This is a genomic window from Aliirhizobium wenxiniae (genome assembly GCF_019511445.1).
GTDB classification, from domain to species: Bacteria; Pseudomonadota; Alphaproteobacteria; order Rhizobiales; family Rhizobiaceae; genus Neorhizobium; species Neorhizobium wenxiniae_A.
The window spans coordinates 1-24,961 of the sequence record NZ_JAEUAN010000012.1 but is presented as its reverse complement, the minus strand read 5'-3'; the positions used below and the strand labels follow the sequence as shown (position 1 = coordinate 24,961).

At 56.9% G+C, this 24,961-nt stretch carries 23 protein-coding genes and 3 pseudogenes; 8 read left to right on the top strand and 18 right to left on the bottom strand.

Annotated elements, in window-relative coordinates; all coding sequences use genetic code 11:
- The first annotated feature begins 19 nt into the window (after nt 1-19).
- Nucleotides 20-1,174, top strand: a complete 1,155-nt coding sequence (locus JNB91_RS15715; protein ID WP_220326461.1) for an alpha/beta hydrolase — start codon at nt 20-22, stop codon at nt 1,172-1,174.
- A gap of 91 nt (nt 1,175-1,265) precedes the next feature.
- Here JNB91_RS15715 and JNB91_RS15710 read toward each other — a convergent pair whose 3' ends face one another.
- The gene (locus JNB91_RS15710) at nt 1,266-2,183 is read right to left on the bottom strand and encodes a LysR family transcriptional regulator (protein ID WP_220326460.1); all 918 of its coding nucleotides are present in this window, start codon (nt 2,181-2,183) and stop codon (nt 1,266-1,268) included.
- Between the two features lie 140 nt (nt 2,184-2,323).
- Here JNB91_RS15710 and JNB91_RS15705 point away from each other — a divergent pair, with 140 nt between their 5' ends.
- The 4 genes and pseudogenes from JNB91_RS15705 (at nt 2,324) to JNB91_RS15690 (ending at nt 6,301) form a co-directional block, all read left to right on the top strand.
- Nucleotides 2,324-3,313, top strand: coding sequence for an LLM class oxidoreductase (locus JNB91_RS15705; RefSeq protein WP_220326459.1), 990 nt, complete (start codon nt 2,324-2,326; stop codon nt 3,311-3,313).
- A gap of 515 nt (nt 3,314-3,828) precedes the next feature.
- Entirely contained in the window at nt 3,829-4,815 is a 987-nt protein-coding gene (locus tag JNB91_RS15700) for a zinc-dependent alcohol dehydrogenase family protein (protein WP_220326458.1), read from the top strand.
- A complete protein-coding gene (locus JNB91_RS15695) occupies nt 4,812-5,141 on the top strand; it encodes an antibiotic biosynthesis monooxygenase family protein (RefSeq protein ID WP_220326457.1) in 330 nt (109 codons plus the stop codon). Before JNB91_RS15700 ends, JNB91_RS15695 begins: the two co-directional genes overlap by 4 nt.
- Nucleotides 5,142-5,280: 139 nt before the next feature.
- Nucleotides 5,281-6,301 (top strand): annotated as a pseudogene (locus tag JNB91_RS15690) (zinc-binding alcohol dehydrogenase family protein).
- 263 nt (nt 6,302-6,564) lie between these two features.
- Here the strand turns inward: JNB91_RS15690 and JNB91_RS15685 are convergent.
- The 12 genes from JNB91_RS15685 to JNB91_RS15630 all read right to left on the bottom strand — a co-directional run bounded on the left by JNB91_RS15685 (nt 6,565) and on the right by JNB91_RS15630 (nt 17,687).
- A complete protein-coding gene (locus tag JNB91_RS15685; RefSeq protein WP_223218198.1) occupies nt 6,565-7,941 on the bottom strand; it encodes a sensor histidine kinase in 1,377 nt (458 codons plus the stop codon).
- Nucleotides 7,928-8,602, bottom strand: coding sequence for a response regulator transcription factor (locus JNB91_RS15680; RefSeq protein ID WP_220326456.1), 675 nt, complete (start codon nt 8,600-8,602; stop codon nt 7,928-7,930). The genes JNB91_RS15685 and JNB91_RS15680 overlap by 14 nt, the downstream gene beginning before the upstream one ends.
- Nucleotides 8,603-8,606: 4 nt before the next feature.
- Complete coding sequence (locus tag JNB91_RS15675; RefSeq protein ID WP_220326455.1) at nt 8,607-9,221, bottom strand: hypothetical protein; 615 nt, start codon at nt 9,219-9,221, stop codon at nt 8,607-8,609.
- Between the two features lie 731 nt (nt 9,222-9,952).
- A complete protein-coding gene (locus JNB91_RS15670) occupies nt 9,953-10,348 on the bottom strand; it encodes an ester cyclase (protein WP_220326454.1) in 396 nt (131 codons plus the stop codon).
- A gap of 301 nt (nt 10,349-10,649) precedes the next feature.
- Entirely contained in the window at nt 10,650-11,780 is a 1,131-nt protein-coding gene (gene pqqE / locus JNB91_RS15665) for a pyrroloquinoline quinone biosynthesis protein PqqE (protein ID WP_346269349.1), read from the bottom strand.
- A complete protein-coding gene (gene pqqD, locus JNB91_RS15660; RefSeq protein WP_220326453.1) occupies nt 11,777-12,076 on the bottom strand; it encodes a pyrroloquinoline quinone biosynthesis peptide chaperone PqqD in 300 nt (99 codons plus the stop codon). Before pqqD ends, pqqE begins: the two co-directional genes overlap by 4 nt.
- Nucleotides 12,073-12,897, bottom strand: coding sequence for a pyrroloquinoline-quinone synthase PqqC (gene pqqC / locus JNB91_RS15655; protein ID WP_220326452.1), 825 nt, complete (start codon nt 12,895-12,897; stop codon nt 12,073-12,075). The genes pqqD and pqqC overlap by 4 nt, the downstream gene beginning before the upstream one ends.
- A complete protein-coding gene (gene pqqB / locus JNB91_RS15650; protein WP_220326451.1) occupies nt 12,869-13,774 on the bottom strand; it encodes a pyrroloquinoline quinone biosynthesis protein PqqB in 906 nt (301 codons plus the stop codon). The genes pqqC and pqqB overlap by 29 nt, the downstream gene beginning before the upstream one ends.
- A gap of 20 nt (nt 13,775-13,794) precedes the next feature.
- On the bottom strand, nt 13,795-13,890 hold the full coding sequence (gene pqqA / locus JNB91_RS15645) for a pyrroloquinoline quinone precursor peptide PqqA (RefSeq protein WP_220326450.1): 96 nt from the start codon (nt 13,888-13,890) through the stop codon (nt 13,795-13,797).
- Between the two features lie 194 nt (nt 13,891-14,084).
- Nucleotides 14,085-15,065 (bottom strand): SMP-30/gluconolactonase/LRE family protein, encoded by a 981-nt coding sequence (locus tag JNB91_RS15640; protein ID WP_220326449.1) that lies wholly within the window; start codon nt 15,063-15,065, stop codon nt 14,085-14,087.
- Nucleotides 15,066-15,095: 30 nt separating this feature from the next.
- Entirely contained in the window at nt 15,096-15,839 is a 744-nt protein-coding gene (locus JNB91_RS15635) for a 3-oxoacyl-ACP reductase family protein (protein WP_220326448.1), read from the bottom strand.
- Between the two features lie 96 nt (nt 15,840-15,935).
- Nucleotides 15,936-17,687: an outer membrane protein assembly factor BamB family protein gene (locus JNB91_RS15630; protein ID WP_220326447.1), complete on the bottom strand. Its 1,752-nt coding sequence runs from the start codon at nt 17,685-17,687 to the stop codon at nt 15,936-15,938.
- Between the two features lie 303 nt (nt 17,688-17,990).
- Between JNB91_RS15630 and JNB91_RS15625 the strand changes: the two genes are divergently transcribed.
- From JNB91_RS15625 to JNB91_RS15615, 3 genes and pseudogenes are all read left to right on the top strand, one after another.
- Complete coding sequence (locus tag JNB91_RS15625; RefSeq protein WP_220326446.1) at nt 17,991-18,653, top strand: hydrolase; 663 nt, start codon at nt 17,991-17,993, stop codon at nt 18,651-18,653.
- A 112-nt stretch (nt 18,654-18,765) separates the two neighbouring features.
- A pseudogene (locus tag JNB91_RS15620) lies at nt 18,766-19,740 on the top strand (LLM class flavin-dependent oxidoreductase).
- Between the two features lie 156 nt (nt 19,741-19,896).
- Nucleotides 19,897-20,787 carry a LysR family transcriptional regulator gene (locus JNB91_RS15615; protein ID WP_220326445.1) on the top strand — a complete coding sequence of 297 codons (891 nt, stop codon included), beginning with the start codon at nt 19,897-19,899 and terminating at the stop codon, nt 20,785-20,787.
- A gap of 1 nt (nt 20,788) precedes the next feature.
- Here JNB91_RS15615 and JNB91_RS15610 read toward each other — a convergent pair whose 3' ends face one another.
- From JNB91_RS15610 to JNB91_RS15590, 5 genes and pseudogenes are all read right to left on the bottom strand, one after another.
- Complete coding sequence (locus JNB91_RS15610; protein WP_220326444.1) at nt 20,789-21,727, bottom strand: LysR family transcriptional regulator; 939 nt, start codon at nt 21,725-21,727, stop codon at nt 20,789-20,791.
- Between the two features lie 549 nt (nt 21,728-22,276).
- Nucleotides 22,277-23,350 carry an NAD(P)H-dependent flavin oxidoreductase gene (locus JNB91_RS15605; protein WP_220326443.1) on the bottom strand — a complete coding sequence of 358 codons (1,074 nt, stop codon included), beginning with the start codon at nt 23,348-23,350 and terminating at the stop codon, nt 22,277-22,279.
- 81 nt (nt 23,351-23,431) lie between these two features.
- On the bottom strand, nt 23,432-23,827 hold the full coding sequence (gene alaE, locus JNB91_RS15600) for an L-alanine exporter AlaE (RefSeq protein ID WP_262928007.1): 396 nt from the start codon (nt 23,825-23,827) through the stop codon (nt 23,432-23,434).
- Nucleotides 23,828-23,952: 125 nt separating this feature from the next.
- A pseudogene (locus JNB91_RS15595) lies at nt 23,953-24,720 on the bottom strand (alpha/beta fold hydrolase).
- A gap of 143 nt (nt 24,721-24,863) precedes the next feature.
- A partial coding sequence (locus JNB91_RS15590) for an integrase core domain-containing protein (protein WP_220326603.1) occupies nt 24,864-24,961 on the bottom strand: 98 nt, incomplete at its 5' end.

The window sequence follows — 24,961 nt, the reverse complement described above, 5'->3', positions numbered from 1 at the left end:
GCTTGGCTCTCGCATGGTGATGGCCAATACCGCGTTGCCAATCCATCGGCGAGCGCGGAGAGCAACCATTCGCATCAATATCGCATTAGCAGCGATTGCTTCATCAATTGCGCTATCGGGCTGTTCGTCACGCCCCACAGAAGACGTACTATCTCCCCTCGTGACCGCTTCCGATTCCAGTGAAACCGAGGGCGTCACACTGATTACAGCCACAAATCGCGCAAAGTCCAAGTCCGGTCTGGGCTATACACGCGAGTGGGAAAAAGGCCTCCACTTCGAACGCTATCGGTTCTCCGTACCAACAAACCGAAGTGGGACGAATATTTCGTATCCAAAATCAAATCCAAAGCCTGGAAGCGATTATCTCGTCACTGGTCGCGAAAGTCTCACGGCGGACGATTTTGTCGGCAAGATCGTTGACGATCCAGCATTCGATGGGACGGCCAGTGTTTTCGTGCACGGATACAACAACAGCTTCGTGGAGGCATTGTATCGAACCGCGCAAATGACTGCTGATGTAGATGCGGCTCGCCCGCCGGTCCTTTTTGCGTGGCCTTCTGCGGCGAGTGTGATGGGCTACGTTACCGATCGTGATGCTGCTCTCTACTCTCGTAGCGAACTGACCAGTGTTCTCGAAGCTCTCGGGGAATCCGCTAAAATCAAACGGATCACCTTGGTGGCTCACAGTATGGGCGGGTTCCTGTCCATGGAAGCGGTAAGGCAGCTCAGGTTGAACGGGCGCGCCGGCATTTTGGGGAAATTGCAGATTATCCTCGCCTCGCCGGATATCGACGTCGATGTATTCCGCTCCCAAATCACGGATATCGGAGAGCTATCAACACCGATTACCCTGCTGGTTTCCAAATCCGATCGAGCCTTGGCGGTATCGAGCCTTCTTGCTATGCGGCGCAAACGCGTTGGAAAGGTAGATGTGCACGACCAAATCATTAAGGAAGCTGCCAAGTCAGACAGGTTGAGGGTCGTAGATATTTCGTCCCTGCAGTCTGTCGATGGTCTCGGCCATGACCGATTTGCCTCTTTCGCGCGCTTCGCCGGTACGCTGGCAGAAACGGAGGCTCGAGATCGCAGGATCCTCGGAAATGTTGGTGCCTTCGTATTTGAGACAGCCAGTTCTGCAGTGACAGGCCCATTCCAGGTCGCCGGTGAGAATTGAGGAGCTCAAGCATCTGAGGGTCTAAGAGGTACTGCAAATTAGCCGCTCGCACAGGCGGCTCACTCGTTTACCGATCCATTGATCACCCTCTTTACATGAGGATATCCTCGAGGCCCTTGTCCCAATAGGGTTGAGGCCCAAATCGATTGACAAGCCAGTCGATGAACACGCGCACTTTCGGTGCCAGTTCGCGGGAACTTGGATAGAGCGCCCAAAGCGTCTGTGTTGAGATCAACGGGTATTCGGGGAGCGCCGGTACGAGGGTGCCAGATCGCAGTTCGTCTGATGCGCACCATGTGGCCATGAGAGCGATACCAAGACCGGCCGAGGCCGCGTCGCGCACTGCAGTTCCGTCATTGATGCGCAGGCTCGGAATGACACGCCGCTCGATTACTTCCGAATCTTTCCCTTGAAACGTCCAAAGATCCAGCGTGCCGACGACGAGGCAAGTGTGTTTCGCCAAGTCGTCGGGCGTGCCAGGCCGGCCATGCTGCTCGAGATATTCGGGCGAGGCGACCAGAACCCGATTGTCCGGAGCAAGCCGCCGCGCGACGAAGGACGAGTCGCTGAGTTCGGTATAACGAACCGCCACATCGAAGGCTCCCTCAACCAGATCAACGATGCTGTCGGAGATGCGCAAGTCAAGCGTCAAGTCGGGGTATAGCCTGCAGAAGTCGGGCAGGCCCGGTACAATGTGCATGCGCGCGAACGAGGCGGGGGCGGCTACGCGCAATGTGCCGCGAGGCGTGGCCTGCTCTCGTCCGAGCGCCGCTCGGGCAGCTTCCGCAGCGAGCACAACATGTTCCGCATGGGGCAGGAAAGCGAGACCGTCTTCGGTCAAGGTCGTTTGCCGCGTGGTGCGATGGAGGAGCCTGGCGCTGAGTCTTCGTTCAAGAGCGGCCAGTTTGGCGCTCGCTCCCGCGGGTGTGAGACCCAGGTCGCGGGCTGCGGCACTGATACTGTGCATCCGGGCGATACGCACGAAAAGATTCAGATCGTCCACGTCCATGAGGTGACTTTCAAAATTTTATTGAAAATGATCCTAAAACGGGGCGCTACCGAAAGCAATCGCGATAGATCAAATAGGAGCCATCGAGACGGCACCATGGTTGGTGAGCCCGTCACAGCGACTGTTCAAAGGATATCGCCATGACCATTATTCCATCACCGGCCGTAAGGGCCGGTCCGAACCTGTTCGGCCGTGGCTATGTGTCCATGTTCGCGCCGGAGCAGTTGACACTAGGCGTCTATTTCCCGATTGAGGCTTTCGATGGGCCCGAGCCCGCCATGCGCGACCAGATCGAGCTTGCCCAGCAGGCCGAGCGTCTAGGCTTTGCTGCGCTCTGGGCGCGGGATGTGCCGCTGAACGACCCGACCTTCGGCGATCTGGGCCAGATTTACGACCCTTTCGTCTGGCTTGCGACGATCGCGGCGAGCACGTCCACCATCGCGCTTGCTACAGGCGCCGTCATCCTGCCGCTTCATCACCCGATCGATGTCGCCAAGGCCGCGGCATCGCTCGATCGCCTATCCGGCGGACGTTTCGTGTTCGGCGTGGCTTCCGGCGACCGCCCGGTCGAGTACCCGGCATATCGCCGGGATGCCGATCTGCGTGGCGACCTCTTCCGTGACGCGTTCGACTATGTCGAGGCATTGCTGACGAAGCGTTTTCCCGTCCACGCGTCGGCGCATTATGGCCGGCTTACGGGCGGTGGTGACCTCGTACCCAAACCGCATTCGCCCCGGCTGCCCACTCTCGTCACCGGCCAGAGCCAGCAATCGCTGGAGTGGATCGCGCAACGCAGTGATGGCTGGCTCACCTATCCGCGGGACAAGGTTCAGCAAGCGCAGGTCGCCAAACGCTGGCGCGACGCACTTGATAACAGCGGAGCAGCATTCAAACCGCTCGCGCAATCGCTCTATCTCGATCTGGACGCAAATCCGGACATGCCGCCCAGCGCCATCCATCTCGGATATCGGGTAGGGCGACGACGGCTGGCAGAGCTGTTGGATGCCCTGCGCTCGATCGGGGTCAACCACGTCGCGCTGAACCTCAAGTTCAGCCGGAGGCTTGTTGCCGAGGTTCTTGAGGAGATCGGAACTGAAGTCATTCCGCATTTCAGGATCGGTCCGACATGAGGCGCGAGGCCGCTGTCAGTGAGTACCTCTTCTCCGTAATTCGACACAAAAACCGGGCGGGAAACGCCACGGTATCACGTCAAGAAAGGAAAATACTGTGACTTTGACAAACCGAAAGGCCGTCGCCGCTGCCATTTTGCTGGCCGGTCTGATCGTCCAGGCGGCACTGGCTACGAAGGCACGTGCATTCGAGCCTATTCCGGGCAGTCTCTCGTTTCAGGGACAGCCAAAAACGAAGCTGCTGAAGTCTCCCGTAGGAACCACGTTTTCCCATCGCTTTTATGCGGACGGAGCACATTACGAGGAAACCTACAAAATCGGGGAGGATCGGTCGCTGGAGCTCCTACGCCGTCAACAATTGAGCAATCGATAAATTGACTGAAGCACAGCCGCGGGGAGCGGACTTACGACAAGCCAGCTATCCGCTCCTTCGGAGACCACGGTGAGAGCATCTGAATTTCACGAAGCGGCGTCGAAAACCCCGATATGCAGTTTTAACAAAGTGAGGATTTGCAATGAAAGCGATGACACTCAACTCCTTTGGTGGTCCGGAGACCTTTGAGCTTTCCGACGTGCCGAAGCCAATTCCTCAGGCTGGACAAGTCTTGGTGCGGGTCCACGCCACCTCGATCAATCCACTGGACTACCAGGTTCGGCGAGGCGACTATCGTGACCTTGTGCCGTTGCCGGCGATTACCGGTCATGACGTTTCCGGAGTAGTCGAAGCCGTCGGTCCGGGCGTAACGACGTTCTCTCCCGGAGATGAAGTCTGGTACACGCCGCAAATATTCGACGGGCCGGGGAGTTATGCAGAATACCACGTCGCAAACGAGAAAATCATCGGAAGGAAACCCAAGGCGCTCAGCCACCTTGAAGCAGCCAGCCTAAGCCTGGTCGGCGGAACAGCTTGGGAGGCCCTTGTCTCGCGCGCTGCGCTGAGAGTGGGAGAAAGCATCCTTATCCATGGCGGCGCCGGAGGGGTAGGGCATGTGGCGATCCAGGTCGCGAAAGCCATCGGTGCGAAGGTCTTCACAACGGTGCGCGAAGAGAATTTCGAGTTTGCGCGAAGTGTCGGAGCGGACGTTGTCATCGACTACAGAAAGGAAGATTATGTCGACGCCATCATGCGGGAAACCGGGGGCCTCGGAGTAGACGTCGTCTTCGACACACTCGGCGGCGACACATTGACCCACAGCCCCAAGGTGCTCGCGCAACTTGGCCGCGTCGTCTCGATCGTGGACATTGCACAGCCGCAAAACCTCATTGAGGCATGGGGCAAGAACGCGAGTTACCACTTCGTCTTCACGAGGCAGAACCAAGGCAAGCTCGACGAGCTCAGCACACTGGTGGAGCGCGGTCAGCTGCGGCCGCACGTGGGTGCCGTCTACTCACTTGCCGACCTCCCGCTCGCCCATGCGCTGCTTGAAAAACCCAACAACGGCTTGCGGGGCAAGATCGCAATTGCCGTCGACCCGTCGGCCGACACAAAGGTGCAACCATGATTTATGAGATAGCTGTGCTGCCTGTCCATAAGGATAAAACTGAAGAGTTCAGGCAGGCCTTCGAGGACGTTGCTCCCCTCCTCACGCGAGCGCAGGGGTACCGCGGTCACGTATTGGCCCAGGGCATCGAAACCCCGGAAGCTTTCAACCTGATCGTTCAATGGCGCTCACTCGAGGATCATACTCCTGGATTCGAAGCAAGCGACGACCATGAAGAGTTCATGAGAGGCCTGCAGGAGTACTTCTCGGAGGAACCGACGGTCTATCATCTCGAGGGCGGCGCCTTTGCCGCAAGCGATCATGAAAATGGGGATGCCGCCGGCTGACACGAGCAACATCCGCCATGCCAGCACCCTAGCAAGTTCCAGAGTAGCGCAAGGAAGGAGCCTGTCGGCTCCTTCCGGCGCCCGCGCGAACGCAGGAAGATAAAGAAGTGACGTCGAAGACTCCGAAATGGAGACACATATGAAAGCCATCGGATACAAAATTCCTTCGCCGATTTCCGAGCGGGATTCGCTCATCGACATCGAACTACCAAGGCCACGGACCCAAGGCCGAGATATCCTCGTTCAGGTGAAAGCGATTTCGGTCAATCCGGGTGGACTACAAGGTCCGTCGTAGCGCCTCACCAGACGACGGTGCTGAATGGAAAGTCATTGGTTGGGACGCGGCAGGGATCGTCGCGGAGGTCGGCGACGAAGTCACCAACTTCAAAGTGGGAGACGAGGTCTGGTGTGCGGGGTCCATCACCCGTCCGGGGGCAAATGCCGAATTCCATCTGGTGGACGAGCGCATCGTTGGCAAGAAGCCGTCAAAACTCGACTGGGCCGAAGCTGCGGCGCTGCCGCTGACATCGTTGACGGCATGGGAGGCCTTATTTGACCGTCTGGATGTGAACAAGCCGGTTCCTGGTGCTGCTCCCGCCGTCCTGATCATCGGCGGCGCCGGCGGAGTGGGGTCTATCGCCATTCAGATCGCCCGGCAGTTCACCGATCTGACCGTCATTGCGACGGCTTCGCGTCCTGAAACGCAGGAGTTCGTCAGATCGCTCGGTGCGCATCATGTCGTTGATCACTCCAAGCCGCTCGCCAGTCAGATCTCGGCTCTGGGTATCGGCGCTCCGGCCTTCGTTTTCTCGACAACTCAGACCTCACAGCATGTCGATGAGATCGTCGAGCTGATTGCGCCGCAGGGTCGTTTCTGCCTCATCGATGATCCATCGGGCTTCGACGTCATGGCATTCAAGCGGAAAGACGTATCGATCCACCATGAACTCATGTTCACGCGCGCCATCTATGGCACACCGGACATGAACGAGCAGGCACGTATCTTGAACGAGATATCGGCCGCCGTCGACATTGGAAGGATTAGCACAACGGCCACGAACAACTTTGGTAGGATCAATGCTGCAAACCTGAAAAAGGCTCACGAGCAGCTCGAGAGCGGATCGACAATCGGCAAGGTCGTGCTTGAAGGCTTTGCCTGATTAGCAGTTCGGGCCTGATCAGCAGTCCGGCGGGCAGGATAGTTGCCCGCCGGACCATCAGATATCTCAAAGACAAAGGCGAGGTATGACGACATTATCCGGATTTCAGATTTCTATGGGCGCGGCTTTGGCTGTCATCATCACAGTTGGCTGGGTTGTCCAGCACTGAGCAGGAGCGGTCATTATTTCTATGAGGCCTGGAATGTCGGCTACCTTGCCAAGCAAGGGGGCTTCCATGTTCCGTCCGTCACGGTAGGCCAGATCTAGGGTTCTTGACGACGCTTTTCGATACGCAATGCATTGCGCCAGCGAATAGCGAAGACACTTCCTTGGCCAGGAGATGACCCGAGCTCTATAACGCCACCATGCTTTTCAATAATCTCGCTGACCATGCTCAAGCCAAGGCCAGCACCGGATCCATGCGGATTCACGCGGTAAAATGGCTCGAAAATGCGTGAATGAAGTTCCTTTGCTATACCGACGCCTTGATCGGAGATAACGACGGATCCATCGGCCTCCACCCTCACTGCGATGTCGCCGCGCCCGCCTCCATATTGGATGGCGTTACGAACGAGATTGGAAAAGGCGCGGTCCAACGCTTCGCTATCACCTTCCATCGATACCTTGAAAACATTGGTGTCGAAAGAGATGTCGTAACCTTCCGAAATCGCGAATGGCGCGAGGTCGGCGACAACCTTTGACAGGAGATGCGTTAATTCGATGTCCTGCGAGATCGGCGTATTTTGCCGATATCGCTCCATATCCAAAAGCTGGTTCGTGATGGCCGTCAGCCGTTTTATGCTCCTTAGGATGTGAAGCTTCTCGTCACTTTGCGGCAAACTGTCCGCGCGAACCTGAACGATGGCGATTGGCGTGCGCAGTTCATGGGCTGCGTTGATAAAAAAGCGCTCCGTTTTCTCAAACCCGGCATCGAGCCGATTGAGCGCGAGATTGATTTCCCTGACAACCCGCAATAGCTCGCCTGGCAATCCTCGTTCATCCACAACGCCGCGACGAGCCTCGATGTCGATCCTGTTCAAGCGCTCGGTCAGTTGCCTGAGGGAGCGAAGCGACCATTTCGTAACCCACGGGACACCGACAAGGGTGACCACCAGAAGTATCAAGGCTGGGACACCGATCGTTATCTGTCCCACTACAAACACGAGTTGGTATAGGGACATAGATACGCCACCGGCTAACACCGTTGCTTCTCCTGCGGCGGTTGACATCGTGTCAATCGTGGCTTGCCGGTCCGGAGCATCGACATAGCCGCGCAACTCAACACTGCGAAAACTGGTGAGAAACGCCGCGTTCTCGGCGATATCTATCGGCATCTCGCCGTGCCGAAGCGTGGATCCGTCGGCGAGGCGGATAACAAACCAGGAGGTGGGCCATTCATCCATCACTGTCTTGAGTGCCGGCGTCGGATCGATCGCAGCTTTGCCATTGTGGTCAACTGTCACCGACTTCGAGATCTCCTGTGGGTACCAGGCAGAGGGTACCGCCCCTCGAGGAGCGCTCAGGGTCGCGATGTAAAGAACGAGCCCGAATGAGACGCTGATCGTGACAAGCTGAAGCGTGATGAAGCCGAGTGTGAAACGCCCGCGCAGAGAGTGGTGAGACATGTCATTTCTGCTCAAGAAGGAAGTATCCGACACCGCGAATATTACGGATGACGATATCGGCACCAGCGTCCGCCAGTTTTCGCCGGAGGCGAGACATGTTGGCTTCCAGCGAATTGGATTGGATCTCGTCGTCGAAGGAATAAACGCTTTCCTCCAACGAAGATCGCAGCACCGTTCGTCCGAGATTCTTGAGAAGGGTCTCGATGATAAGAAGTTCTCGTCGAGCAAGTTCCTGCCGAGTGCCTTCGACATACAGATCTCGCGTCACCCGATCATACCGGACATTGCCGGCCGTGATAACGTCTGCCTTGGCTTCAGGCGTTCGGCGTGCCACTGCATTGAGGCGGGCGACCAGTTCATCGACCTCGAACGGTTTGGGCAGATAGTCATCGGCGCCCCCGTTAAGCCCGGCAATCTTGTCTTTTGTGGATCCCATGGCGGAGATAATTATGGAGCGGGGTGGATTGGTGGTTTGCCGGATCTCGGCGAGCAAAGTGCTGCCGTCCCCGTCGGGAAGCTGGCGATCAATAAGAACAACATCATATCGTTCGATGACGATCGCTTCTCGCGCCGTGGTGAGATTCGCCACCGTTGCCAAGACGAAGCCATGCCTTGACAGCGCTGTCCGAAGCGCTTCGGCCATTTCGGGATCGTCTTCGACCAATAGGATTTTCATGTCGCTAAATGAAGTATCTTACGAGATAGATGATTTCAAAGGCTTCATAGACCGCGCCCAAGAGAAGAAGAGGAACAACGAGCGCGTAAAGCGAGAGGACATGCGCGGCTGCAGCTGCGTATCTTTTGCCGACCGACCGCTTTTCTCCCGCCACAGGCAAGAAAATGGCGCGCCCAGTTAGATAGGCGCCTAGGGCCGCAATGATATAAGCCTGGAATTCGATCAGCACCGTGATGGAGTGGGGGATCATTGCGGCCGCATGAGGACCAATGGGCGCTAGCGTCACACCATAAGTCACAGCAAAAACCATCGCAAATGCGGTGCCGAAAAAGGGGATGAAAAACGACGGGATAGAAATGAGCAGCACTGCAATCCCAAGATTGACCGCCAATGTTGCTGACGCTGCATATAGGACGCTTCCGCTGAGATAGACCTGAGCGGCGAGGTCTGTCCGCACGATCCCCGAGAAAATGTTCAGTATGGCTGGTTGGATTTCCGGGATCAGCAGCGTCACCGTCATCGTTGCTGCAAACAGGCTAAAAAATGCTGCATTGATGACGATGAATTCTGCTCTATGCCACCGGACGAGAACTAGCGCATGGCGCAATGGAGTGGACATGAGCCTTCAGTCTCCAGGTTTGGGGCAGTGATCGGACGCTGGGTGGAGGTTTGCCCTCATAGTGAGGAGGCTTATGCACTTTCGGCTCGCGACTGGCTTGCATCAGCCGAAGGCTGGTCAAATAGGTCGAGTGCAATCAGCTCAAGCCTCCCTCCGAAGTCGAAACTAGTCCCGCCGTCTCTCTCTTCTCATGCGCTCTTGCTGCCGGCGCGCATCTTCCGCCATGATCTGACTCAGCCTGGCTGACTCAAGAGTTCGCAATTGCGCGTCATCACGACGCTGCTGCTGTTGAAGCATGCATCCGGTATGGGATGATGAGCCGTATCGCGCGCCCATTGCAGAGCACGTATCCAGATCGGCATGGCGTTCCTGTTCCGGCGTCTGGCAACCTGTCAGGATGAGGAGACCCGCGAATACCATTCCGACAGATAGGCGTCGCATGAAGACATGATCTCGTGAGGCTTTGCTCATTTCTTGTACCTTCTTTTCGGTGTGTTATTCGACTGCGAGAGCGAAGCGCGACCCCGCCGGGAAGGTTATGGAATCTCATAGTTACGCAGAAATTACATGATCGATGCCGTCTGGCGTCTTACCGCATCGGCCAACACCCCTCTATTTTTAGTCCGTTAAACGGAGCGAACTCTCGTGTTTGTCCGGGACAAACCGATGAATAGAAACCTTATTGATTAATACGGTCACGGTTTCAGAGGCGGGAACTGATCAATGGCCGCTTACTGAGGGGCAAGCTGATTTTGCACTGAAAACTTATCAAGCAGAAAGTTCTGTTCGTAAAACCGACCATCGCGGATCTTATGAAATACATGCTCAGCGAATTCGACGCTGGAGCCGTTTGGCATAGAGCCAAACCATTCCCTCACTGGAGTCCCCTTGTTCATTAAGTGAGCCGCGACCTGGTCACCTTCGACGGCAATGTTTTCCACGCGCCATACTAAATCGGGGACGGCGGCCACATGGCCTTCGAGTTCAAGGATCATCTGGCTCAAAGTCACTCTATGCCCATTAACCAGAAGCTCGTCATGCATAAACTCGATGAGCTGATCAAACTTGTGAGTGTTCAAAACGGCGATATAGCGGGTGAAAAATTCTCGTAAGTTCATTTCGGACATCTGTTTCTCCACGAGATCAAAAATAGGCACCTCAAGTCGGGATCGCTTCTGTGACTCTGGCAAAGAGTGATTTCGAAGGGGTGGGCCACAACACTAGATATGCAGTTCAGTCATTTGAAGCCTTGGGCTTTGATTAACTGTGTCGCGCCCAGAGGAACCAACATTAATCGGCCGCCATGCTATATTTGGACGCTATCACCCTGTAACGACACCCCAATTTTCAAGAGTGTTCGCTGTTTTCAGCCGGAAATGAATGAAGAAAGCTTCAAGGGAGATCATGACTTTCTTATTCAAATTCCGGTCAGCGCCCTCGATAAATAAAGTCCGGGGGCTCGATGCAGCTGTCGATTTCGGCCTGTTCCACCAGCGCCTGCCGCTTGAACGAACGAATGCAGACCGGATCGGTGGCGGCCGGATCGCCAGCCAGCGCCATCGCCTGGCAGCGGCAACCGCCCATGTCGATCGCCTTGCGGTCACAGGAGCGGCAGAGATCTGGCATCCAGCTATCGCCGCGATATGCATTGAAGGCGTCGCTATCGTACCAGATGTCGGCGAGCGGCTTGTCGCGCACCGTCTCGAACTGCAAGGATGGAATGCTTTCGGCCGCGTGGCAGGGTAGCACCTTGCCGGATGGCGTGACGTTAAGACCGGTGCGCCCCCAGCCGCCCATACAGGCCTTGGGGTATGTCGAGTGATGGTCGGCCGGCACGTAGTCGATGACGATGATGCCTTCCAGCCGCTTGCGCGCTTCGTCGACAAAGGCGTTGGTCTTCAGTACCTGTTGCCTGGTCGGCATCAGCGCCTTGCGGTTCCGCTCCGCCCAGCCGTGGAACTGCACGGTGGCAATCTCGATGCGGCGGGCACCGAGCTTGACGGCGAGATCAAGCATATCGCCGATCTGGTCCATGTTCTGCTTGTGGCAGACGGCGTTGACGGTGAGCGGGATGCCGGCCGCATGGGTCCATTCCGCCGCGGCTATCTTGCGATGATACCCGCCCTTGTAGCCACCCACCTTGTCGGCCAGATCAGGTGTCGCGCCCTGGATGGAAAGCTGCAGGTGGTCGAGGCCAGCCTCGGAGAGTTCGGCAATGCGCTTCTCGGTCAGACCGATGCCGGAGGTAATCAGGTTGGTGTAGAGCCCGGCCTTGGCGGCAGCGATCGTCAGTTCGACCAGATCGCGTCGCGCCGCCGGCTCACCGCCGGACAGATGAAGATGCAGCACGCCGAGTGCTGCCGCCTGTTCGAAGACAGAAATCCACGCCTCGGTGGAAAGCTCGGCCTTGACGCCGTCCAGCTCCAGCGGGTTGGAGCAATAGGGACAGGCAAGCGGACAGCGATGGGTCAGTTCCGCCAGCATGGCGATCGGCGCGGGGATACGAACACGTCCACCGTTCCATTCGCTTGTGCGCGCAATGTTGACGTGCTCATTCACGACTTCAGCTCCAGCATCCTGCGTTTGGAAAACTCGTCGACAAAAGCGATCATGTCGGAAAGGACCTGATCCTTCGGCGCTTCGAACTTGACCGAAAACTCCTCGGCAATAGCGTCCAGACTGCGTTCGCCATCCAGCGCATTGACGATCATGACGGCAATCTCGTCGAGTGCGAGTGCTCGTTCCGGCGCCAGTAGCACCGTCTGGCCGCGCACGGGATCTTCGCGCAGGCGCACGCCGCGGGCAAGCTTTGCCACCGTCTGGGCCGTGACCGCTACCGCAGAAGGCTCGCTCATTCGGCCGCTCCCTTGGTGTCATGCTTCAGCGCCGGCTGGTCCAGGTCGCCAATCACGCCTTCCTTTCCGTCCCAACCGCCCGGAGGCAGAAGGGCCGGCGAAACATAGGCATTATGCAGCGCATCGAGCTGCGCCCAGAGCACGTCAGTCTTGAAGGTGAGCGCGGCCGCTGCCGCATCCTGCTTTTCCTTCGTGTCGGCATGGTCAAGCACATAAGTGAGGCCGAAGGCGACATCTACCGGAGCCTCGTCGAGACGCTTGCGGAAATAGGACAGCGCCTCGTCATTGGCAAAGGCGTAATGCTCGATCAGCCCGGCAATGCGGTTCTTGTGAATGGTCGGCGCGAAAAGCTCGGTCAGCGACGCGGCCACAGCATCCAGTATCGGCATCTCGCGCACGAAGCGCACATAGGCATCGCAGGCAAACCGCGTGCCCGGCAGAACGCCACGCGTGGAAGCGACGTAATCGGGATCGAGCCCGACCGCTTCGGCCAGTTTCAGCCAGCGACGAATGCCGCCACCTTCCTCACGGCCGCCATCATGGTCCTCGATGCGCTTGCGCCATGCGCGGCGGATTGCGGCATCCTCGCAGCGCGACATGAAGGCTGCATCCTTGAGCGGGATACGGCTCTGGTAATAGAAGCGGTTGATGACCCAGGCGCGCACCTGAGTGATCGTGCACTGTCCGCCATGCAGCATGCCGTGGAACGGATGCTTGTCGTGATAGCGGGCGTCGCCAATCGCGCGCAGCCGGGCTTCGAAATCGGTTCTGTTCTGTGCGGCGTTTTGAATGTCAGGCAAGGTCGATCTCCATCCCGTCATGACCGACCTCGAAACCGGCGGCTTTAACGGCATCCCGCTCCGCGCCATCTCGCCAGATCGGGTTGGTATTGTTGATATGCACATAGACCATGCGGCCTATGGCGAGCTTCGACAGCGCCTCGAGGCTGCCGCCGTCGCCCGTAATGGGCATGTGCCCCATTCTCTGGCCGGTTTTGATGCCGGTGCCCACGCGGATCATCTCGTCATCGGTGAAGACCGTGCCATCGAAGAACACCAGATCCGCGCCGCGAATGCGCTCGCAAAGCCAGTCCGGCAGCGTCGCGCAGCCGGGAATATAGTAGGCGCGCTTACCTGCGGCAACGAATTCGACACCGATCGTCTGCTCGCCTTCGAGTCCCAGTTCCGGCTCGCCCTTTTCGAGGAAAAGAGCGACCTTGCCCGGTACGGCAAAAATGCGGGCCTCAAGTCCTTCTAGCGGCGAAAATTCCTCGTCGAGACGGATCGCGTGGCGCGCAACGAAGGCCGGATCGAGCACCCGAAACACCGGATTGGCGTCGATGACGGCGCCGATCGCCGAGGTCGAGAAAAGATCGAAGGCCTGCTTTTCGCGGATCGTCAGAAGCCCGCCGATATGGTCGACATCGGCATTGGTGATGACGACGCTCCTGATCGGGCTGTGGCGAAGTGCCTTCGGATGAAGCTGCGGCGTCTGCTGAAACTGCTGGCGAATATCGGGCGAGGCGTTGAAGATCGCCCAGTTCTTACCATCGATGCTGACGGCAAGCGAAGACTGCGTCTGGGCGACAAGTCCCGAAGAAGGATCGCGGGCGGCGGCGCAATTGGAACAATTGCAGTTCCATTGCGGCAGTCCGCCGCCGGCGGCAGCGCCGAGCACGAGAAACCGGAGACCGGTCATCAATCCCGTGCCCTTCATGATTAGAACAGGACCGGCTCGTCGCCGTCTGCCTGTGCGTAGCGGTTGATTTCCATGCCGCAAGTTACCTCAACAAACTTCGGTGCAGTCCATTTCATATCGCAACTCCTATCGTTTTTGTTTTGCGACCAAGGCCGCAGGGCGAAGGTAATCGACCAGGCCACTTTGTGAACCGGCCCTCACAAACACGTTAACCGCTTTGCAGCGAACGTGGTGTTGCAGCGTATCTGCGCGACGTGCTGGAGGCATGTCGTGCAGTGCTGCACTTGGCGCATCTAGCGCCAAGATCGTATCAGTCCCCAGCCACGGGAACTGCATAAGCCTTGAATGGCGCCGGATCGACCTTGGATTGTCCGCGCATTGAAAGCTTTGATTCCAAGGCCCAGATAGTGTCGCCGACAATGGTGACGCCGGCCGGGCCGATCAAACCGGATCGCAGCGTTTCCACCTCAATCGTGTCACCGTTGACGGTAAGAAGATCAATGGTGCCCCCGCCTTCCGCCATGACGAACTGCGTGTCGTTTAGCCGACGCAGCCCGTCCGGCTGCATCAATGGGCGTGATGTAGTCAGCGTGACCGGTGCACCAGCGGAGCCGTCTGCCTTCAATTCGATGCGGAAGAACTTTCCCGTGGTGAAGCTGTTTACGAACAGCTGCCGCTCCTGAAAGTCGAGGCCGTCCGCGCCATCGAGTTCCGCGGATCTGGACCATTCCTCCAGGGTCTCGCCGCCGTCCGGCAGGCGCAGGATGCGCCCCCCGGTCGTGTCGGCGACATAGGCCGCCTTATCGGGGCCGACAGCGATGTCGTTGCAGAGGCCATGGTCGCCCGGAAGCGGGTGTTTGCTGCGGAAGGCGCCGGTATCGAGATTGTATTGGTAAAGTGCTGGGACTGCAGGCGGCGCCCCAGCGGCGGGCGGGTCCATGCGTGAAGAGCAGACCCATAAAGTGTTTGATGCGTCGTCGGCTAGGACTCCGAAAGTGTCGAGTAGGCCGTTGTCGCCAGGGGCAATCCACTGTGTGGCGATAGCCGCGCCTGGTGACGCCCTAAAGATGCCGCCCGAGCCGACCGAACCGGTGATAAGGGTTCCGTCTTGCGTCGATGTAATATTTTCAGGGAAGGTGTCCGGCCCTTCGATGACAATTTCGGTGGGGGATGCAGCTGCGTTACCCGCGCAAGCTATGGCAACTGCGGTCAGGATGGCCCGTGACAGCGCAATCGCAGGTTTCCGATGCGGTAAAATCGAAATGGCTCTTTCAATTCTGACGCGGCCCATAGTCATTTCCTCCAAGGCGAATAAAAGGTGCTAGGCGCTGATCCCGCCGTCTACGTTGAGCACTGTTCCGGTGATGAATTTCGCCGCAGGACTGACGAGAAACGCTACCGCCGACGCGATATCACCGGGCTCGCCGTAATGTCCCAGCGCGGTGAGGGCCCGTAGTCCATCCGCGTGATCCCCATTTGCCGGGTTCAGATCAGTGTCGGTCGGCCCCGGCTGCACCAGGTTCACAGTGATGGCCCGTGAACCGAGGTCACGCGCGAGGCCCCTGCTGAAAGCCGAGAGTGCGGATTTGGTGGTCGAGTAAAGCGTTACTCCGGGAAACGGCACGCGCTCCGCCAGAAACGATCCGATCATGACGATGCGCCCGCCTTCACTGAGATGCTGCATCGCGGCGCCCGAAGCCACCACGGCCGAACGGACATTCACATTGAACATGGCATCAAGGTCTGCAAGGCTTCCGTCGTCGCCGACGCTGGCGTAACGAGCAATTCCGGCATTGTTGACAAGAATGTCGAGCCCGCCGAGGCCGGCGACCGTTTCCTCGACTGCACGCTTGACCGCTTCGGGATCAGCGCTGTCGGCTCGAATGGCAAGGGATTTCCGCCCTGTTCGCTCAATCTCGCTCACCACGTTGCCGGCTTTGTCAGCGGAGCTTCCGTAGGTAATGGCAACGTCAGCGCCTCTCTTGGCCAGCATGACCGCGATGGCTGCGCCGATGCCTCGCGACGCGCCTGTCACCAGCGCGCGTTTTCCAGCAAGTTCACTCATGAATCACCTGTTCGGTTGGTTCGTGGAAAGCTGCGGTCTAAGCAAAATAGCGGCGTACCGAGTTGCGAGACCGCCGGTTCGTTCAATGTTTTCGCGTTAGGGGAGGCCGTAGACGACGATGCTGCTGCGCGTCACGTCGATCGGCCAGACCCCGCCGCCATTGCCAACGGCCGCCGCCACGAACTGCTTTTCGCCCGCCCGATAGGTTATGAGGCCACCGCCGAGAGGCTGGCCCAGATTGTCGTTCCACAACCGCTTACCGCTTGCCGCGTCGAGTGCGAACAGGTTGCCGGAAAGGTCGGCTGCGAAGACCAGTCCGGTTGCCGTAGGGGTGATGCCGGCAAGGACGGGTTTCGGTGTCTCCAGCTTCCAGCGTATGTCGCCCGTGTCGGCATCGAAAGCGGTGAGCCAGCCACGTGCTGTCGACCAGTCTGCGAGAACTTTGTTGAGAGGCTCGAGAACCCCGAGCCAAATATCGCCTGTAGGCGGAACAGGAGCGTCACGGGACTGGAGCGTCACTGTTGAGCACCAATCGACAGCACCGACGAATAGGGTGTTTTCAGCGGGATGGTACGCAGCGCCGTTCCATTCAGTCCCGCCGAATAACCCTGGGCAAAATTTTGTAGGGCGCTCGCGGGAAAGCGGCACATCGCCGTTTAAGCGTGTAGTCGTTGGCTGCGCATAAACGAAAGGTAAACCTGCTTTGAGATTCGTTCTGTCAAGGACCGTGAGCAGTCCATCCTTATTAGCAGAAGCCGCGATTTTGCGCCCGCGGGCAGTCGTAACAAGCGCTGGAGCAGCACTAACGCCCCAATCGTGGAAGTCGCGTTTTACGACTTGGTTGTGGGTGATCCGCTTGCCTGTTTCACCATCGATGGCGATGATCGAGTTAACATACAGGTTGTCGCCTTCGCGAAGTTCGGCGTCGAAATCTGGCGCGGGATTGCCGGTGGGCGCATAAACGACGCCCGTCTCCTCATCATAACTGAGAGAGACCCACACACCACCGCCCGAAAGCGGGTTGCCCTGAGGCATTTTCCAAGTCGCCCGGATCTCGGGCGTGTCAGGGATCACCTCGAAGCGCCAAAGCAGGCTGCCTGTCTGCGCGTCATACGCATAGACGTGCCCCCTGACATTGGCGCGGTCACCGCCGGCATTGCCGACGAAAACCTTGCCGTCGGCAGCGATCGGCGCCATAGGTATGGTGACGCCCGGGCCAGCGTCAGGGATCCGGGCATCCCATACCGTCCGGCCATCCTCTGCAGAGAGTGCAAGCACATGCCCCTCCATGGTGCCCCGATACAGCTTGCCATCGAGATAGGCAAAGCCGCGGTTTGCCGAGATAACGCCCTCGCCTTTTGGTACGGAATGGGTGACGCGCCAGCGCTCCTCGCAGGTCGCAGCGTCGACCGCGAAAGACCCGCTGGGTGAGGTGAAGTAGAGAACACCGTCGATCACCAGAGGACCGGTCTGGAACGATGCTGGTTCCGGAAGGGCGTATTCACATTTGCGCGTCAGGTTGGCAACATTGTCCTGGCTGATTTCATCAAGCGGCGAATATCGGTCGCCTGCCAGCGTTCTGTTGTAAGATGGCCAATTGTTTTCGTTCACCGGTTTCGGGTCAGCATGAGCAACCGATCCCGAAAACGCCACAAGCGCTGACAGGGACAAGAGGAGTTGTCTGCTCCCTCCCATTCTCTTCTCAGCTGCTTGTTCGTTTGGCTTTAAAGCGGACGTAGGTGTCTCGCCTGATACGCCTGCCGACCGCAAATTGATAAGATCAATGTCAGTGTTCGCAACGGAAGCCTCGCGATGGGCTTCTGCTCTGGCGGTTGAATTGTTGACCACATCATTCCTCCTTGGTGATGCCTAACCGTAGCGTCGACGAAGGTTTGCCAACAGTCGCACGTTGCGAGGAAGTGTGTCGCATAAATAGGAACAGGCAGTCGGGCACGGCCCCTTATCCTCACCAGCGGGGTAGCTTTTCAAGCATCGAAGGTCCGGTGAGCGAGCGTCTGACATCGCAGCGTTCCGCGAAGCGCGACAGAGTGTAGCGCGAAGCCTGACTAGCTGACACGGAACCCGGATGACACGTTCTCTTCGGCAACGTGATCGTTGCTAACCGGTCAACTTCAAAATCAAAGGATTATCATGAGCTTGCGCAATGGACTCAACTCGCTACTTCGCCCAGAGGAATCGGTGCTTGTCCTGATCGATCATCAGCCCTTTCAGCTTGCGAACGTAAACAGCCACTCTCCAAGAGATGTAGTAGCAAGCACAGCCGGTTTGACCAAGTCGGCCAAGGCGTTTGGTGTGCCGACGATTATCACGAGCGTCGTAGCCGATCGTGGTGGACTGATCTTCCCTCAAATCACAGGGATATTTCCCGACCAGGAAGTCATTGATCGCACCACCCTCAACACGTGGGAAGATAAGAAGGTTGTTGATCTTGTGAAGGCAACCGGTCGCAAACAGCTTATTATTGCGGGACTCTACACCGAGATTTGCGTCGCCATGCCGGTTATTCACGCTCTCGGCGAAGGTTGGGACGTGACAGTGATTACTGACGCTTGCGGTGGCGTATCCGTTGAATCGCACGAGCGAGCCGTCCAGCGAATGATCGCTGCGGGAGCCAATGTTATGACATGGTTGGCGCTCGCATCCGAATGGTACCGAGACCATGCTCGGACCGAGCACACTGACGCATTCGTGGAAGTGCTCAAGGAGTTTGAACCCGGTATCGGCATCGCGTTCCTTTGGGAGCAGCAACTGCTTAAAACCCCAGTCGAGTCACTGGAAAGCTCCGGTTTCTAAGCTGGTACGGGCGAGGATCGGTGGCTGGATCAAACTCCACTGAACCCTCGCCACCTTCAAGCCGGTCTACCAACATCGCACTCAGCTCACTTAGGCTAAAGACGCAATTCCCATGGACATTGGTATCCACAGCTTCGCTGGCTTCTTTCCAAATTCCGCAACCGGAAAATGCCCGCGGGTGCCGATCGGATGGCTAGCCTCCTTGAGGAAGTCGAGGTCGCTGACAGCGTCGATCTCGACTTCTTCGGTATTGGCGAGCATCATCGAAGTGAATTCCTCGACTCAGCACCTGCGGTTATTTTGGCTGCTGCGGCTGCTCGCACTCGGCGGATTAAACTAACAAGTGCCGTCACCGTTTTGAGCGCGGCCGATCCGGTGCGGGTCTTTCAGGAGTTTGCCACACTTGATCTCATTTCGCGCGGGCGCGCCGAAGTGGTCGTCGGGAGAGGATCATCTGTGGAGGCCTTTCCGTTGTTCGGTTTACCGTTGCAGTATTACGACGCAGGGACGTTTTCGTTCTTCGTTGAGAGGGCAAGGCGTATTCCCGCGGTCGCATCAGCCACAGTTACCCATATGGATAGGCGTGGGCGGCACGCCGGAATCCTTTAAACGAGCGGGAGACCTCGGCTTGCCGCTGATGATCGCAATCATCGGAGGGACGTTCGAACAATTCCGATCTCTTGTAGATCTCTATCGCGAGGCAGGGCGGCGTGCCGGGCATGACCCGGTTAAGTTGAAGGTGGGAGTGCACGCAATGCGTTTCCTGGCAGACAGCGACAGTGAAGCACAGAATATATTTTTTCCTGGATGGGCTAGAATGGTAGGCAAATATGCGCGTGAGCGCGGCGTACAGGAACCAACGCGTACAATTTGATGAGCTGACGAGCTCTCGTGGGCATTTTTAGTTGGTAATCCGGCTACGGTAGCGGCGAAGCTAAGACACGCTAGTGACGTACTTGGAGGGATTTCCCGCGTCGCCTTCCAAATGACGTCCGCAGCGTCCGAATCCGCAGCGATGGTACGATCGATTCAACTTCTAGGAGTTGAATTAGCAGCCGCCATAAGAGCGCTGAAGTTGGCTCGATAGCTGCGGCAGCATCGAGAGATGCAGCAGTATACCATTTGACCTCACAATCAACCGGGCACCATACTAACAACCTTGTGTTAGGAGCGGACGGAGCGAGTTCCAAGCCCGGGTCAGGCGATGTGTCTCGCATTGAGCGTCTTTAAGGAGATATCTGTAATGGACACTGATGATCTGAGGACATTCCTTGAAGTTGCTGATTCTGGAGGCGTAGCTCCAGCGGCGCAACGACTTGGGATTTCAAAGTCGATGGTAAGTCGTGGTGTTGCCCGACTTGAGACTTCGCTTGGTGCCCAGCTTTTTATAAGATCAGCGCGTGGGTTATCTTTGACTGATGCCGGTACGACGTTTTACGATTATGCCACAAGGGTTTGCGCCGAGCTCGATTCGGCAAAGGAAACCATACTACCGCCTGGTGAGCTTCGAGGGCTCCTCCGCGTAGCGGCCCCCCTTTCCTTCGGGCCGACCCATTTCGCGCCCGTTTTGGCAGAGATGGGAAAAAGGCACCCTCAACTCCAAATCCATACATCATACACTGATCGCTTCGTTGATCTTGTAAGTCAGGGTTTCGATTGTGGCATTCGGGTTGGCTTCCTTGACGACTCGAATCTAATCGCCCGCCGCATCGGGCCTCTTCATGGAAAACTCGTAGCGAGCCCGGAATATTTACGCAAAAACGGTCGTCCAGAAACCTTGGACGATTTGTTCTCACATCAAGTACTGCTAGGGGCGGATACATGGAAGCTCATGGATGGTGATAAACTCATTGTCATAAAGCCAAAAGGGCGCTTCAAAGCAGACAGCGGGACTGCTCTTGCCGCCGCCGCCGCCGCAGGTCTCGGTATAGCTGCGTTGGCCAACCAATTCATTCACGATCATCTGGCTGCTGGGACTTTAGTTCCAGTTCTGGCGCGCTATCCTCTGCCGCGAGCAGGCATCTTCGTGGTCCGGCCACCTGGACTACAGCCTAACCGAAAGGTGAGAGTACTGACGGAAATGCTTATCGAGACCCTCGAACCAGAATTGACTCGTTTCGCCGATGGGCCTTGATTCATTTATCAATCGCTCGGTTCGACCCTGCTACCGCCAGCGACTGTTCGAAAGGCGCCCCCGAGACCGGACTGTGGTCAAAACTCTCTGAGAGCATTTCTGTAAGCACCTGTATTTTTCGTGCTGCATACTTCGAATGTAAACACACAACATCTATGCCAGCTTCAGGAACAGGAAAATCTGTCAGCACTGGCACTAACGTGCCCAAAGCCAAGTGATGGCTGATAAGACCAGTAGGAAGAATAGCGACTCCCAGCCCTTCAAGTGCTGCGGCGACTAGGGCGATCCCGTTATCCGCTCTGAACCGGCCAATTGGCTTGATCGAGACGACCTTGTCGCCGTCTATAAGCTGCCACGCCTCATCTCCTTGCGTCAGGGCGACGTGATTTGAAACAAGCTCCTCCAAAGTTTCCGGCGATCCGTGCTCTTCAATGTAGGCCGGACTGGCGACGACTTTCCCGAAAATAAGCCCGACACGATGAGAATTTAAACCAGGATGTTCAGATCGGCCGAGGCGAATCGCGCAATCGAACCCATCGGTGGCGAGATCAACAGCATGATCACTAAAACTGATGTGAATCCGGAGATTGGGATGACGTTTCGCCATTTCGATGAACACGGGTGCAAAATGTGTCGGTCCAAAAGAAAGCGGGGCTGCGATCCTTAGAAGACCACGTAGATCACCCATTGGAACAATCATCTCTCTTGCTGCGTCTATCTCCGCGCACACGCTAGCCGCGTGATCGCGAAATGTTGCACCCGCTTCAGTCAACGAGGCACCGCGGGTCGTGCGCGCCAGAAGCTGGACGCCGAGCTTGGCTTCCAGTCGATGCAGTTGTCGGCTAACCATCGATTTTGGAACACCGAGCCGTCTTGCTGCCGCGGAAACTCCACCAGTGTCCGCGACTTCCACAAAGGTTCGCATATCTTCAACGTTCAATTTGCATTCCTCGTTATGCGACGATGTTTGCCATGGTGCGGCACTATCGCATTGCTAGGACAGATAACAAGGTCCTGCCGTGTAGCTGAATCAGTTCGCCATGCTCAATAAAACGGCGACCAAGCGGGCTTCTTATCTCGTCCGCATCTAGCGTGAAGGATTCTTGTCCGCTCCACAAAACATCCTAGAACGCGTCGTCGCTGACTATATCGTAGCTCGAGTAAATGGCTTAGAGCGCTTTCGTGGGTCAAATCCGTTGACACGGCTACGACCTTACGTGCTGGCCGTTTCAAAGACCACTCCGGTCGATAGAAGACCTCCGCTTGTTCGTAAGCTACAATCCGCTTCGCAATCGAACGGGTGCCGAATGACTTAAGAAATATCATCATTCTAGCGCTGTCGGCACGTTCGATCCGATCGTCCGAAAGATTCGATCGCTGAGGCAGCGCATATCTGAAACACGGCTCACGCCGCGCAAATGAACGAGAAAGAAGAAATCGGACGTGCTGTCAGCGATGATGGTGAAGGATAATTGTGCATGACTGTAGCCTATCTCCCGGAAAGAATGCTTAAATCAGACGCAAACCTAAGTTCCCTTATCAAAGTTTGCATCAGCTCTGCTGCAGGTAACTCGCGGGCGTAGGGCGCTCCTTTCCCGGCCCAGTAACTGGAAAATTCAAAGTTACCTCGCATGGCAGCTGCCGAATGCAGCTGTTTTGCCAAGTCGTAGGCTAGGGGGTAGCTAGCCGGCAACGGGCTATTTGGGCCCTCTCCATGCGTGATTAAGTCGTTGATAAACCCACGAGCAGGTCGACCAGAAATCACCGAAGTCATGGTCGTAGGGCATGACTCCGAGGCTCTGAGCCTTTCTTTGTATGCGAGTTCAGCTGAACTTTCCGGGCACAGAATGAAAGCTGTTCCAAGTTGAGCGGCAACAGCGCCATGCCTGAGCGCGACACTTATTCCGGCGCCATCCATAATGCCGCCGGCCGCGATTACCGGAAGATCGACATCTCGCACTAACCGCTGCACCAACGCAAAGGTACTTAGCTGATCGTCATCACCTTGCGGATCGAATACGCTTCGATGGCCTCCAGCCTCATAGCCCTGTGCGATGATCCCGTCTATCGCGGCAGCTTCAGCAATTCTCGCCTCCTCCCGGCTGGTTACGCTCGCGAGTGTAGTGATGCCAGCTGTCCTTAAGGCGGCTATCCGGTCGAATGAAGGAATGCCGAAATGAAAGCTTACGATTGGCGGGCGCAATTCCAGCAGCATCAGAAATGCTTGCTCATCTACCAGGAAGCTCTGATAAATCTCATTCAGCGCTCTCGGCGCCTTTACTCCGAATTCCTCAAACAAACCGGAAAAGTGCCGGATCCAAGCCCTCTCTACGAGTTCATCCCGTTCCGGCGGCCTGTGGCAAAATACGTTCACATTAAAGGGTTTATCGGTAAGTGTGCGGGTATGAACTATTGCGGCTCGCGATTGGCTGACGGAACTTGCTCCTAAGCCCAGAGATCCCAAACCGCCTGCGTTGGAAACGGCAGCTACTAGCGCGGGGGTGGATATTCCAGCCATCGGCGCCTGCACCACCGGGTGCTCGGTCTGAAGGAGTTCAATCATGCCGTCCTCATATCTCTTGCACTGTTGACCAAAGTCGATTCTTGAACTCTTCCAAGTGTCAAAGGTTTAATGACATCGGCTTCACTCCCCCTTCGGAAGCCCGAAACAACTTCTCACCCAATTAAGGAATGCACCATAGGGCGGTCCAAGCACCAGCCTCATGACCGTAGCGCCAAGAGTGCCGCTGAGTAGACTAGCGCTTTGCGCGCCGCTTAGAGCGAGAATCGCGGCGTAAATTGGCACCTGGAACGTGATGAGAGCACTGCTATTCCAGAATAAGCGAGAGAGCTGTTTGTCGGAAGCGCGTCGCATCAGGAAGTCGCGCCAAATGCCGTACGGACGCGCTACCGGAATCATAAGAACGGCGCCAAGCAAACGCGCATTAAAAATTTGCTCCCAACTCATAGCGGCAATCATACGCTCGTTGATTACGCCTGTCGCAGTGAAGAACAGGAGGAGCGCCAGAGTGTCCGCCATAAAGGAGCGTCTACTGTGGTTTGCTCTGTTACCCACGATGGGAGCCTCTACCGCATCGTCCACGCTCTGCGGGCAGTATCGCAGCACTAGAGGCTGCAATGGGTACTTCGATAAAAATGAAAGCGTTAATTCGCCGCATTCTCAATTAACTCTGCCACAATGTTCGGTTCCGAGACCATGACGACATGCGACGCGCCTTTAACGACAACCGTGCGCCTTGAGCCAGCCCGCTCGGCCATAAACCGAAGCGCCTTTGCCGGGATGTTTTTGTCGCTGTCAACGAAGACGAAGTAGGATGGCAGCAACTTCCACGCGGGATTAGGCGACTTCTCCGCGAGTGCCGCTTCGTTGATAGGCCGTTGCGTAATTGCCATCAGTGCAGCATCCTCGGCCGATATATCGTGCGCGAACTGGTCGTGGAACTTCGTCTGGTCGATATAAAGATCGACACCGCCTCCAGCAAGCTTGACGAGAGGGGCGAGCGCTTCACCCAAAGTACCACCGGGGAATTTGCCCGCCAGATCGGCCGCAGCTTCCCCAGTGTCCGGCGCGAAGGCTGCCACGTACACGAGCGACTTGACGTTGTTGTGCTTGTTTACGACGTTCGAGATCACTTGCCCACCGTAAGGATGTCAGACAAGCACTTCCGGCCCCTCGATGCTGGCGAGAATATCGGATACAAAGCTGGCGTCGGTCGAGACGCTACGCAGCGGATTTGCGACCGTAATCGCTTTGTATCCCTCTTTTTTGAGGTGGTTGACGACGCCGTTCCAGCTGGATGAATCAGCGAATGCGCCGTGCACAAGGACGATTGTGGGCTTGGATTCCTCAGCGGCTACAGTCCCAAACAATAGGGTATTCGCGACAGCAATCGTAGCGGCAAATTTTGACATCTATGTCTCCCTGCAAAGATCGGCACGCTTAGTTTCGATCAGTTTCTAATCGCTTGGGCGCGATGGGCCTAAGTTCGCGGGGGCGTGCAATCCGTACTGATCGAACAATGGATATGGAGTTGCCCCATAAAAACCGGACAGGATCAGTTTTCTGTTTGACGGTTTAAGAACTCGCGCGGTGAGCGATATCCCAAAGCTTTGTGCGGGTGAAGCATGTTGTAATGCTCGAACCACAATGGCA